Source organism: Streptomyces kryoterrae (assembly GCF_054072135.1).
The window spans coordinates 5,797,860-5,810,055 of record NZ_CM133358.1 but is presented as its reverse complement, the minus strand read 5'-3'; the positions used below and the strand labels follow the sequence as shown (position 1 = coordinate 5,810,055).

Genomic DNA, 12,196 nt, shown 5'->3' with positions numbered 1-12,196 from the left:
ACCGGCAGGGCGGCCTGTTCCCCTCCCCACAGGCCTGCCCTCCCCGGCGACCTGTGACCTGTGACCTGTGACCTCGTCCTGCCTACAACCGGAGACCTGCTCGATGGATACTTCCGCCCTCGCCACCGCGTTCGGCGCCCGACTCCCCGCATGGGTGCTGTCCGAACTGGCCGATGTGCCCGAGACGCTGCCCACCGACGAGGACCGGGTCCGGCTCACCAACCGGCTCGCCGAACGCAACCACCGCGAGGACACCGGGGGGCCGTTCGCCGCCCTGGTCGTGGAGACGGCGACCGGACGGCTCGTCTCGGCCGGAGTCAACCTCGTCCTGTCCTCAGGGCTCTCCTCCACCCACGCCGAGGTCGTCGCCCTCTCCCTGGCACAGACCCGCTCGGGCACATGGGACCTCGGCACCATGAACGGCCCTGATCTTGAGCTGGTGGTCAACTGGCGCCCCTGCGCCATGTGCTACGGCGCCGCGATGTGGTCCGGGATCCGGCGTCTGGTCATCCCCGGCGAAGGTTCCGAACTGGAACAGCTCACCGGCTTCGACGAAGGCCCCATGCGCGATGACTGGGCCGAGCAGTTCGAGCAGCGCGGCATCCAGATCGTCTCCGGCGTGCTGCGTGACGAGGCGGTCGCGGTCTTCCGGGCCTACGGCGAACGCGAGGATGCCGTCGTCTACAACGCGCGCGGGGCCGTGACCGTCACCTCGTAGCGGGCCCTGGCCGACAGCACCCCGCAGCCCCGAAACCGGCCAGGACGATCAATGACGAGCTCGCGGCCAAGGCCAAGGAGCGGAGAGACGACCGGAGGTCACTGTCGGACCTCTACAAGACGTCGGACCTCTACAAGGCATCCGCCCGTGGATTCCTCAAAGTGCTTCCCCGGTAGCGCCTCAGCCTCGTCCTACCTGCCCGGTCCTACGCTGATGTGTTCCGCCGTTACCGCTGTCGGGGTGCCAGGTGATCCGGCCCAGGCCACCGAGGCCGAGTCGGTGGCGGGCGTGGGTGACGGCGCCGTGGGCGAGCCGGGCTTCGGCGGCGTCGGTGACCGACCCTGGTGATGAGTTTTCGCGCCCGCGTCCGTCGCACCTACCGACGGGACACGACGAGGCGGACCTCCCCCGGTAGCCCCGGCGCCGCCCTCTGCGGCGACCTCGAACCTCTGGTCCGTGCCGTGTCCCACCCGCTCTGACGGCGCGCCCGCGCCCGGACAGCAAGATCGACCTCGGCGCCGGCCACGGGTCCATGACCCCGGGGGCGAACTCAGGGGCGGCCCGCGTCGATATACCGGAGAGGCTGGCCGTGTCCTTCGGGTCGTCGTCTGCGTTGGTGGTGCGACGCGTGCACCGGCTTGGGCCCCCACGGCGGGCCGGTGCAGTCCGCGGCCCGCGATTCCGCGCTCTGGCGTCGGGGCCGCGTCAGCTTCCCCCGAGTCATACGAAAGCCCTGGCCCGCCCCCGAGCGGCCAGGGCTTTCGTGCTGTGACGCATGTTCCATACGGACCGGCCGCGTGGTGGATTGGTGAGGCTGCCGTCCCGCCAGGGAGACAGCGAACTCCAGCACGGCGACCTCGCTGCCGGAGGCCCGCCGCGACCACCCGGGAGTACGCATCAGCCGAGCGAGCGCGGCCCGAAACGCCATCGCCCCCCTGAACGACAATCAGCTCAGAGTGTTCCGCCGGGCACTGACAGTCGACCCCGACCAAATCGGTCAGACTCGCGAATCTGGGCCGGGAGTTCGGCAAGCGGAGTACCGGGACCAAAGGTTCGACGCGGCGCTACTCGGGGGCCGAGTAGGAACGGACCAGGGAACCGGTGTTGCTGTCAGAAGTTTTGACAGGCCGCCGTGATTGGCAGTCCGCCCCGGCCGAATCGACCAAGATCCCCGAACCCGGGCCAGAAGTTCGACGGGCGGACCGCCGGGTCATGGGTTCAACGCGGCGTTACTCTCACGAACGAGCCATTCAGGCAGAAGAAGCGGGGAAGGAAGCACGGCGGCAAGACCGGAGTGCGCCCCGGCGGCTCTGTCCGGCTCCCGTCGGCGCGCCCCCTTCGCCACACCCACGTGCGCTTCTCGATGCACAGGTCGAAACGATTTTCCGTCCTTGCACGCATCCCGCTCGCCTGATGTTTCATTTTTGACAAACCTCGTGAGCCGCAGTGCAGCTCTCTGGCTGTTTTAGAGCTTTACGCATAATCCCATTTTCTCTAGCGCCCTTGCTGCGGCATCCACCTATGCACGTAACTATTGCGTACACCCGCTTCCTTGTTCCGGCTCCCGATGAGCCTGGGCAGGACGGCAGTGAACCGGCCTGCGGTTCCCGGCCGGCCAGGAGGGGCGGTCGTGAAACCTGTACGTGAGGAGAAGTCATGAAGAAGGCTTACGAGGCGCCGACGCTGGTCCGGCTCGGGACGTTCCGGAAGAAGACCGGGCTCTTGCAGAGCTCCGGCAACGACCGTCTCATCCTGAGCAAGAACTGACGAGCGCGGTTCCTGACCCGACGTCATGACTGAACTGCACGAGAGTGCGGGGACGGGCCCCGGCGACGCGCACTTCACGGTCTTCACCGACCGGGAGGACGCGGCCGCCGTGGCCCGCTCCTTCGCCCGCCCAGGAACGCGAATCCTGCAGCACGCTTCGGGCCGGCCCTGGCTGGTGGGGCAGTGGCACGACCAGGAGATCGTCACCGCGCGCGCCGGCGACACGGTCCTCGCCGTCATCGGCTGCTGTCCGATCGACGCCGTAGAGCTCGAGCGCCGAGCCGGGCGGCTACGTGATCTCGCGGAACTCGACGCGCTGGCCCGCTCCCTTCCAGGGAGCTTCCATCTCGTCGCCGCGCTCGGCGGGCGGCTCAGGGTGCAGGGCACCGCCTCCGGGCTCCGGCTGGTCTTCCATGCCCCCGTTGACGGAACACAGGTGGCTGCCACCCGCGCCGACGTACTCGCCGCCGTGCTCGGCACCGACCCGGACGAGGAGCAACTGGCCGTCCGGCTGCTGTGGCCGGTTCCCCATCCACTCGCCGAGACACCCATGTGGCGAGGCATCACCGCCGTGTCCCCCCAGGACGCGCTGATCGTCTCGCCGGACGGCCGGACCGCACGCCACTCGCGCTGGTGGACACCGCCGGCACCGGTACGCACGATCGCCGACGGCGCCCCTCTCGTCCGCGAAGCCCTGGCCGCGGCGGTCGACGCCCGTACCCGGCAGGGTGGCGTGGTCAGCTGCGACCTGTCAGGCGGCCTGGATTCCACCTCCATCTGTTTCCTGGCGGACCGCTCACCGGCCCGGGTGGTGGCCAGCACCTGGCCGGGTCGCGACCCCGCCGACACCGATCTGTACTGGGCAGAACAGGCCGCCCGGTCGATGCCGGACATCGACCATGTGGTCTGGGACGCCGATACCTCGCCGCTCGTCTACACCGGCCTGCTCGGCATCGACGACCTGCTGGACGAACCGACCATCGGCGTCATGGACCGATCAAGGGTCCTGCACCACCTGCCCGGCCTGGCGGAGCGGGGCAGCCGACTGCACCTGACCGGCATCGGCGGCGATCACGTGGCCTGGTGCTCCGAGGCGTACTACCACCGACTGCTCCGCACCCGCCCGCTGTTCGCGCTGCGCCAGCTGCGCGGCTTCAGGGCCCTGTGGCAGTGGCCACTTGGCGGCACAGCACGCGCGCTGGCCGACTCGCGGCCGTACGGGAAGTGGCTGGCCGACTCCAGCGGCCGCCTGCGAGACCCGTTACCCGCCACCGTCAGCACCAGCCTCGGCTGGGGCATGCCCCCTCGCCTTTTCGACTGGGTCACCCCCGACGCCGAACGGATGGCCCAACGGGCGCTGCGCGAGGCCGCCATGACCGCCGTACCGCTGCACCCGGACCGCGGCCTGCACACCGACCTCGAACAGATCCTTTCCTGCACCCGCATCATCCGCCAGTGGGACCGGATGGCCGCCCGGGCCGGCGTACCGATGGCATCGCCGTTCCTCGACGACCGCGTCATCGAGGCATGCCTCGCCATCCGCCCGAGCGAGCGCGTCACGCCCTGGCGGTACAAACCCCTCCTGACCGCCGCCATGAACGGGATCGTGCCCGATGCGTGCCTGCGGCGCACCAACAAGGCCGCCGCTTCCATGGACGCATCCAACGGACTGCGCGAACACCGCGGCGATCTGCTGGTGCTCTGGGCGGACTCCCGGCTGGAACAGCTCGGTCTGGTCGACGGCGCAGCCCTGCGCCGGCTCGCCCAGCGGCCGGCCACACCCGAACTTCGCGACGCGATCCTCTACTCGACCATCGCCGCCGAAGTGTGGCTGCGCGGCCTCCATCGAACTACCGAGCCCAAGGCTCCCGCCTCCTCATGACCACCGTTCCCCAGCAGAAAGGCACACGCATGGCATTGAAGTTCGGCGCCAATGTCTCCACTGCCAAGACGGACTACGGCACGGTTCTCCTGGACGAACGCGCCGGGGACTACTGGGAGTTGAATCCCACCGGCACCCTGGTGGTCAACACGCTGATGGCGGGCGGTGACGAAGCCGCCGCGGTCGCCGCGCTCGCCGACGAGTTCGACATCGACCTCGTCCAGGCGAAGCAGGACGTCGACGCCCTGGTACAGCAACTGCGGGCCTCGGGGCTGGCCGAATGACGACCCCCAGCGCCCTGGAGCGGCCCACCGGTGTGCCCTTCGGTCGGCGCCTGGCAGCCCGACTCGTCCTGCCCCCCGCCCTCGCGCTCTCGCTCCTGCCGCCCCGCCGGATCCGCGCCGTGCTCCACCTCGCATGTCGCGGAGCCACGCCGGCCACCGCCGCACAGGCAAAGAACGCACGGGACGCGATGTGCGCGGTGAGCCTGCGCTGCGCAGGCCCGAAAGGCTGCCTGCCCCGGTCTCTGGGAGCCGCGCTGCTGTGCCGCCTGGGAGGGAGCTGGCCGACCTGGTGCACCGGGGTGCGCGTGGTGCCGCCGTTCACGGCGCACGCCTGGATCGAGGCGGACGGCCGCCCTGTGGACGAGGGTGTACCCGACGACTACTTCACCCGGCTCATCACGGTCGCCGTCGCGAGCCGATCAGGCCGATGACCGACACCCTCGTGGAGCAGGCACAGCCGGCGGCCGAGGGCGACCGCTCCACCCGGGCCGCGGTCGCCACCATGTACCGGCTCACCACCGGCCACCGGGCCTCCATCACCGTCGCTACCGTACTCACCCTCGTCGGCTCCGCGCTCGGGCTTGCCCAGCCGCTCGCTGCCAAGCAGATCGTGGACGCGAGCGGGCGCGGACAGGTGTTGTGGCCACTGTTGCTGCTCCTGGCCGGACTGTTCGTCGCCGAAGCGGCGACCGGCGCGGTAGGCCGCTTCGTTCTGGAGCGCATGGGCGAAAGCATCGTACGAGGGCTGCGCCACAGCCTGGTTGGGCGGCTGCTCCGGCTGGAGATGCGGGAGTACGACCGGCACCGCAGCGGCGACCTGATCTCCCGGGTCACCGCCGACACCACCCTGCTCAGAGAAGTCGTCTCCCAGGCACTGGTCGATCTGGTGACGGGTGCCCTCGTCGCGGCGGGGGCGATCGTCCTCATGGTGTGGATCGACCCGCTGCTGCTGCTCCTGGTCGCGGCGACCGTAGCTACAGCCGCCGTGATCGTCGCCTCGCTTCTCAAGGGCATCCGGGCTGCCTCCGAACGCATGCAGACCTCCGTCGGCGCGATCGCCGCCGACCTCGAACGCGCGCTCGGTGCCCTGCCGATGGTCCGGGTTCACCGAGCCGAGGACCGTGAAGCGGGCCGCATCGGAGAAAGTGTCGAATCGGCGTACATCGCCGGCGTACGGACCGCGAAACTCGCCTCCGTGATGAGCCCCGCGGTCGAACTCGCGGTACAGGGCTCCTTCCTGATCGTCCTGGTCATCGGCGGGCTGCGGGTCAACGGCCACGCCAACTCCCTCGGCGACCTGGTCGCCTTCCTGCTGTACGCCTCCTACCTGGTCCTTCCGCTGTCCTCGGTCTTCCGGGCGGTCGGCCTGATCCAGCGCGGCATGGGTGCCTACCAGCGCATCGAACAGGCGCTGTCCCTGCCGGCGGAGCCCTCCCCGGAGACGCCGGCTGTCCGGGCGCGTACACGCGAGGCGGCCCGGCAGACCGTCTCGTACGAGAATCCCGCCCTCGCCCTGCGGAACCTCAGCTTCGGCTACGACCCGAGCCGGCCGGTGCTGCGCGGCATCTCTTTCACCGCCCCTCACCGGCGCCAGACAGCCCTGGTCGGCCTGTCGGGTGCCGGAAAGAGCACGATCTTCGCCCTCATCGCCAGATTCTACGAACCGGACTCCGGGGCCCTGCTGTTCGACGGTCGGCCCGCCACCGAACTGAGCCGCGGGGAGTGCCGGTCACGCATCGCGGTCGTCGACCAGAACACCCACGTCGTCCATGGCTCTCTGTGGGACAACATCACCTATGCCGTACCCGACGCCTCACAGGCCGAGGTCCGGCGCGTGGTCGAACTCGCCCAGCTCGCAGGCGTCGTCGAGCGGCTGCCCGGTGGCCTGTCGGGCATGCTCGGCGAACGCGGCGGCACGCTCTCCGGGGGCGAACGACAGCGGGTCGCCCTGGCCCGCGCCCTGCTCGCCCGCCCCTCGATGCTCCTGCTCGACGAACCCACCTCCCATCTGGACGCCGTCAACGAAGCCGCGCTCACCGCCGCGATGCGGGACGTGGCCCGAGAATGCGCCGTCCTGGTGATCGCGCACCGGCTGTCCACGGTCCAGCACGCGGACCGGATCATCGTGCTGGACGAGGGCAGAGCCGTCGCCTGCGGACGTCACGAGGAACTACTCACCAGCAGCCCCACCTACCGCGAGCTGGCGGCCGGCCAAATACTTCGGCCGGCCGCCACCCCGCCCTCCCCCGTGAGGGGTATCGCCGAGGTGAGCCCAAAAGGGGCCATGGAATGATCTCGAAGACGTGCGCGACTTGGCAGGCCGAGCCTTCGGTTCACGGCGGTCGTTGAGCAGTGCATGGGACGGCTGCCGTGATCGGCAGTCCACCCCGGTCGAATCCCCCAGATCCCCGAACCCGGGGCGGAGGTTCGACGAGCGGACCGCCGGGATCACGGGTTCAACACGGCGTTACTCTCACAAACGGCCTTTTCCTGGAGCAAGATCGGAAACGGTCGGCGACAGCGGTCCGGATCGAGGATTCACTGTCACAACTCGTTCTCACTCAAAAGTGAAACCAGGCATGTTCTGGGAAATGTTTGTGACGGCATTCGGAGTCATGACGGACCTTCACACCGCGCCCGTATCCGAAGCGGACGACGTTGAGCGCCACCCCTGCCCACGCTGTCACGCATCGCCAGGTTCACCCTGCCGCTCGCGCTCCGGAGCGGTCGCCGGGACGTACCGCACCGGCCGCTTCACGAAGGTGCCCCGGCTCGCGAAACTCCTGCGCGTGCCCACCCCCGCCGACCGCGGCCCCGGCCAGCCGTGGCGGCCCGGCACCCCGGCGCCCGCGCCCATCGACCCGGTCACTCCGACCGCAGACATCCGCATCGGGTACGCGAGGTGCTCCAGCCTCACCCAGGAACTCCAGTCGCAGCTCGACGCACTCGCCGGACACGGCATCCCGCGGGACAAGATCTTCGCCGAGAAGATCAGCACCCGGGTGCGGGTCCGCCCGCAGTTCGAGGCCGCACTCGCCGCCGCCAGGGAGAGACAAGGCGCACGCCCCGCACTGCCGGGTGATCTTCACCGTGAACGAGATGAAGAGGCTGGGACGCGACGCCGCGGAGCTGACCGCCCTGGCCGACCACCACACCGCCCACGGCCTGGTGCTGGAGATACTCGCCGGTCCCCTTCAGGGGATGTACGACCCCAGCGGGCCGGGACGCCTGCTGTTCGGGTTCTTCGCCGCGATGGCCGAGACGGAGCGCGAGAACATCCGGGAGTCCACCCTCGAAGGACTGGACGCCGCAGCACGCAAGGGCAACCACGGCGGCCGGCCCCCGGTCATCACCGACGACATGCTGCACACCGTGCTCCGACGCCGCGCGAACGGGGAGACGGTCGAGGACATCCAGCCTGACCTCCTCATCCCCACCGGCCGCCGCAAGGGACACAGCCCCAGCCTCTCCAGCATCTACCGGGCCCTGGCCGAGCACGAGAAGACCCAGGCGTACCCCGAGGCCGTCGAAACGGCACACGCCGACTTCGCCGCTCTCCAGCAGCGCGACCGCAGCCCCGTGTAGTCACTCAGCGTTACTCGCCACCTGGCGGCAGCTCATACGAGAACAGGGCCAAGGATGCGGTCACGGGCCGGATGGGCATCGCTGTCCCCGCCGCCGCGATCGGCGAGGCGGTCCAGTACGCCGTCACCCAGCCCTCCGACGTGGACGTCAACTCCGCATGTGGAGCAAAGAGATCTGACCCACAGCACAGCCCCGCCCGCCGCAGCCGGTACAACACTCCCCTCGTGCACACCTCGCGCCCTCCGACAGGCGGAAGACCATTGCCTCATCGCGGGCCTGGCGTGACAGCGTCTGCCCCGAGCGGCGGGCGGTGACCTGCCGCCGACGTCCAGCTGTGCCATCGACTTCAGTCGGCCTGTGGGCGGGGGCATGATCGACGCGAGCTTGTGCGGGACGCCCGTCGTGGCTCGCGTCTCGGGGCGTGCGGGGCATAGCCCGTGGTTGTGGGGTGGTCGGATCCGCACCGTCCACGCTGACGGCTCTCCGGTCACCGGATGAGGAGAACGGCTGCCCACAGAACGTAGAGCACCGCCAGCATCGGGCCGAGCGGGAGTCCGTGGTCGCGCGCCGGGCTCTCCTCGGTGGGGCGGAGCTCCGGGTGGGCGTGCATGGCGGAGATCTCCTCCATGGCTCTCACGTACGACGGGCGCAGGCGCAGGCGGTACTCCATCCAGGGCCAGCCCAGGGACAGCGCCCAGGTCTTCCCGTCGGCGTGGCGTATCTCCAGGACACCGCCGGTGTAGCCGACCGCGCGCAGCTCTTCCCAGGTCACGTGGCGGACCTTGTACGCCCCGGCCAGCCGCAGCCCCGAACGGTCGGCGGTGACACGCCAGTTGAAAAGGGTCGCGAGCACTCCAGGCATGAACGCCAGCCCCAGCAGGGGCAGGACATGGCATCCCAGGGTGCCTGCCTTCACGTCGTCCAGGCCGAACTTGATCACAGCCGCGACGAATACCGCGCCGCCCACCGCCGCGCACCGGGTCAACCAGCCCGGCCCCCAGCGCACCGGACCGGCGACCGGCCTCATCGACGTCGCGGCCCGCTCCACGAGTGCCGGATCCCGCTGTTCGAGGACGTCCTCCACCGGCCCTTCGAGCTCCGGCCCCTGACCGTCCTTCGGCAACCGCACCGGACCGGCTGTGAGCAGGACCACTCGGTCCCCGTCCCAGTTGGCGGTGACGATCACCAACTCCCCGGCGTCGTAGGGCGGGCCGTACAGCACTGCTTCCCGCAGCCGGGTGTCGACACTGGGCTGATCCTCGTCCTCGTCCTCGTCCTCCTTCTCCTTCTCCTTCTCCTTCTCCTTCTCCTTCTCCTTCTCCTTCTCCTTCTCCTTCTCCTTCTCCTTCTCGTCGTCAGGGGGGCCGTCCTCACCGGCCTCGTCGTCGATGACCGGGTAGGCCAGGCAGCGCAGCAGCGGAGTACGACCGTCGGTGTCGTCGGCGGCGTAGATCCAGGTGTCGACGTTGTGGTCCACACGTTGTAGTACCCGCAGTACGGGGACCGGCGCACGGCGCAGCGCGACGACCCGGCGACGGGCCAGGAAACCGACAGCCAGGAGGGTCAGCCCAGGCAACCCGGCGGCCAGGGTGAGCAGTTGCCAGCCGAAGGCGTCGTACGGCTCGGCGGCCAGGCGGTTCCAGTCGCCGTCGGACAGGAGGATCACGACACTGTCGGTGTCGTAGTCCTCGGGGAAGGCGGCGTCGACAGTGCGCTTCGAGCCGTCCGAGACGCGGACTCGCAGCGTGTCCTCGCCATGACCGATGACGACGGCCGACACCGATTCCGCCTTCGCGGCCCGCTGCTCGTCCTCATGAACGCCCCGCAGGCCCAGGCCGACCGCCAGGCCGGCCACGGCGCACAGCACGAGCCCGGCAGCGACGGGGATGAGTCCTCGCCGCAACGGACCGATGTCGTCGGGGAGCGGCTGCCGTACCCCTGCGGCGGCCTGTTCAGCAAAATGCCGCTGCCGCCGCCGAAGAGCGAGCCGCTGCCATGATGCGGCCCATCCGAAGGCGAGTGCCGCGATCACCGCGGCGTTGGCGGCCTCGGCAGTGCCGGGCAGGGGGAACTCCTCCACCGCCACGAGGACCGCCAGCACCGGTCCCGAGACGAGTGTGAGTTCCGGCAGCCGGAAGTACCACGGCAACTGCACCACCGCGAGGCCCATCTGGATCATGCCCAGCCAGTCCGGCCCGCACGGAGCCGCCACCGAGCAAGGCGGATCCGGCTCCAGGATGATCGCCGCGATCACGGTCAACAGCAGCGCCAGTACCGGCCACCGGGGCTCTGCCCAGCGCGGCAACCGGGGATCCGACCAGCGGAGGGCGTCGTGGGACAGCCAGGCAGGAGCACTCGCAGGTGCAGCTCCGGGCGGCAGGGGAACGGGCAGTTCGCTCACCCGAGCGATTATGCGGCCCGGGAACCTGCTGCCCATGGGCGGAACGGTTGCCGGGTTCCAGCACCGTGTCCCGTGCTCCTGTCCCGTCGGAGTGCTAGCGAAGGAGAGCTGTGGGATCGAGGCGTCGGGTGAGCTCCCGTAGCTTGGCGCGGCTGCTGTGCTCGACGAGGAGCGGCACGTAGTTGGCGATTCGAGCGTTGGTGAGCGGCTGGTAGCAGTCCTGGACCACATCCCGCACGACTGCGGCCGTCAGCAGGTTGACGTAGGAGACCGTCAGCCGGTCTGTCAGCGCCTGAATCGCGTCAGGTAACGCGGCCTCGGCCGTGTTCACGCCCATGGCGGGCTCCTCGCTTCGGAGATGGCCGACCGCGGCAGCCGATCAGCATCCGCATGCTCGGTGTCGGCCTGTCTCCTTCCCACACTTGCACGGATCGCGTCCGTGGAACGGCTCACCAGATCTGTTCATGAGCTCGACATGTCGGTTCGGCCGGCCTTCGGGCAGGGCGGCCGAGGGACTTCGCGATGTCAGCACTCCCGGTTGACTCATTCACAGCATCAGCGGGGTCGGGCGACCGGTTGACGCTGTCGACTCCGCGCAGGATGGTGCACGACTGATCGGCGCCATCCGAGCGCTCGCGCGCGTCCTCGCCGCGGCATGGCTTCTTGGTGCACCCGGTCCTCGTCGGTCTCTCCTCGCTCAGCAGCTCGGCACCGATCACCGCGCCCACGGTGATCAGCGGAAAGAGCGCGACGGAACTGGTGAAGGTGACGGCCGCGGCGAGCCGGGCCCAGTGGACGGCATCCAGCCTCGAACGCCCCGCCAAGCGGGCTTACGCATCACCTTTTCGATCGATCACAGGCAGCCTTCTCAGCCGTTCCATGAGGAACATCCGCTCTCTGCGTCCCACCGTCGCCCTGCCCGGCAGTCGCCCGAGGTGTGTGCCTGAGCCGGCCGATCATGACCGCAGCGGCATCTGGGCCGCCCGGTGCGGCGAGGCCGTCTGCGGGATCGTCAGCGCGGAGCGGCCCGGTGGTGGAACCAGTGCTGCTTGTGGCGGGGGCGTTCGACCGGTCCGGCGAGGTCTGCGTCGCTCTCCTCCGCCTGCGCCGTCTGCGCACGGGCGGTGTCGCGTTCGTTGATCAGGCCACCGCGTGACTGTTCGGCTGCGGCTGGCTCGCGCCGGGACGGTTTGAGCCCGCGACGTGCGGTGCGGCCGCGGCGGGCGGTACGGCGGGCGCCGGTCAGGAGCAGGCTCAGCCCGAGCAGAGCCGCCGCCCCGACGACGATGCCGCAGAGGAAGAGCGTGCCGGTGGAGCCGGTGACGTCGAAACCGAAGACCGAAAATCCGCCGGTGAACTCATGGGCGCTGCCGCCATTGGAAAGAACGCCGGCGACACCTATGGCTACCGCGGCGACGAGAATGACGAGTCCGAGGATGATCATGGCGTGCTCCTGGGATCTGCTTTCTCTCCCCACGGTAGAGCCGTTCCGCCTGGCAGGCCACTGCCAGAGGTTGCGTCCACCCCGGAATTGAGGTGGGCGCGAGACCGGAGGACCC

The 12,196-nt window shown here is 69.7% G+C and carries 10 protein-coding genes and 2 pseudogenes; 8 read left to right on the top strand and 4 right to left on the bottom strand.

Translation table 11 applies throughout. The annotated features are described in order from the left end of the window. Positions 1-103 precede the first annotated feature (103 nt). From ACW4TU_RS25595 to ACW4TU_RS25560, 8 genes and pseudogenes are all read left to right on the top strand, one after another. Positions 104-718, top strand: a complete 615-nt coding sequence (locus tag ACW4TU_RS25595; protein WP_457417114.1) for a nucleoside deaminase — start codon at positions 104-106, stop codon at positions 716-718. Positions 719-2,374: 1,656 nt separating this feature from the next. After that, on the top strand, positions 2,375-2,485 hold the full coding sequence (locus tag ACW4TU_RS25590; protein WP_107050258.1) for a keywimysin-related RiPP: 111 nt from the start codon (positions 2,375-2,377) through the stop codon (positions 2,483-2,485). 25 nt (positions 2,486-2,510) lie between these two features. Continuing rightward, on the top strand, positions 2,511-4,367 hold the full coding sequence (locus ACW4TU_RS25585; RefSeq protein ID WP_457417113.1) for a lasso peptide isopeptide bond-forming cyclase: 1,857 nt from the start codon (positions 2,511-2,513) through the stop codon (positions 4,365-4,367). 29 nt (positions 4,368-4,396) lie between these two features. Then, positions 4,397-4,651: a lasso peptide biosynthesis PqqD family chaperone gene (locus ACW4TU_RS25580; RefSeq protein WP_457417112.1), complete on the top strand. Its 255-nt coding sequence runs from the start codon at positions 4,397-4,399 to the stop codon at positions 4,649-4,651. After that, positions 4,648-5,082, top strand: coding sequence for a lasso peptide biosynthesis B2 protein (locus tag ACW4TU_RS25575; RefSeq protein ID WP_457417111.1), 435 nt, complete (start codon positions 4,648-4,650; stop codon positions 5,080-5,082). The genes ACW4TU_RS25580 and ACW4TU_RS25575 overlap by 4 nt, the downstream gene beginning before the upstream one ends. Then, the gene (locus ACW4TU_RS25570) at positions 5,079-6,944 is read left to right on the top strand and encodes an ABC transporter ATP-binding protein (protein WP_457417110.1); all 1,866 of its coding nucleotides are present in this window, start codon (positions 5,079-5,081) and stop codon (positions 6,942-6,944) included. Before ACW4TU_RS25575 ends, ACW4TU_RS25570 begins: the two co-directional genes overlap by 4 nt. Before the next feature lie 286 nt (positions 6,945-7,230). Beyond that, a pseudogene (locus tag ACW4TU_RS25565) lies at positions 7,231-7,650 on the top strand (zinc finger domain-containing protein); the annotation flags it as partial. A gap of 100 nt (positions 7,651-7,750) precedes the next feature. Beyond that, on the top strand, positions 7,751-8,236 hold the full coding sequence (locus ACW4TU_RS25560; RefSeq protein ID WP_457417109.1) for a recombinase family protein: 486 nt from the start codon (positions 7,751-7,753) through the stop codon (positions 8,234-8,236). A 487-nt stretch (positions 8,237-8,723) separates the two neighbouring features. Here ACW4TU_RS25560 and ACW4TU_RS25555 read toward each other — a convergent pair whose 3' ends face one another. From ACW4TU_RS25555 to ACW4TU_RS25540, 4 genes and pseudogenes are all read right to left on the bottom strand, one after another. Then, positions 8,724-10,637, bottom strand: a complete 1,914-nt coding sequence (locus ACW4TU_RS25555; RefSeq protein ID WP_457417108.1) for a hypothetical protein — start codon at positions 10,635-10,637, stop codon at positions 8,724-8,726. A 94-nt stretch (positions 10,638-10,731) separates the two neighbouring features. Then, positions 10,732-10,974, bottom strand: coding sequence for a three-helix bundle dimerization domain-containing protein (locus ACW4TU_RS25550; protein ID WP_457417107.1), 243 nt, complete (start codon positions 10,972-10,974; stop codon positions 10,732-10,734). Positions 10,975-11,323: 349 nt separating this feature from the next. Further along, positions 11,324-11,475: pseudogene (locus ACW4TU_RS25545) on the bottom strand (YihY/virulence factor BrkB family protein); the annotation flags it as partial. Between the two features lie 174 nt (positions 11,476-11,649). Next, positions 11,650-12,081, bottom strand: coding sequence for a hypothetical protein (locus tag ACW4TU_RS25540; RefSeq protein ID WP_457417106.1), 432 nt, complete (start codon positions 12,079-12,081; stop codon positions 11,650-11,652). Between the last annotated feature and the right edge of the window lie 115 nt (positions 12,082-12,196).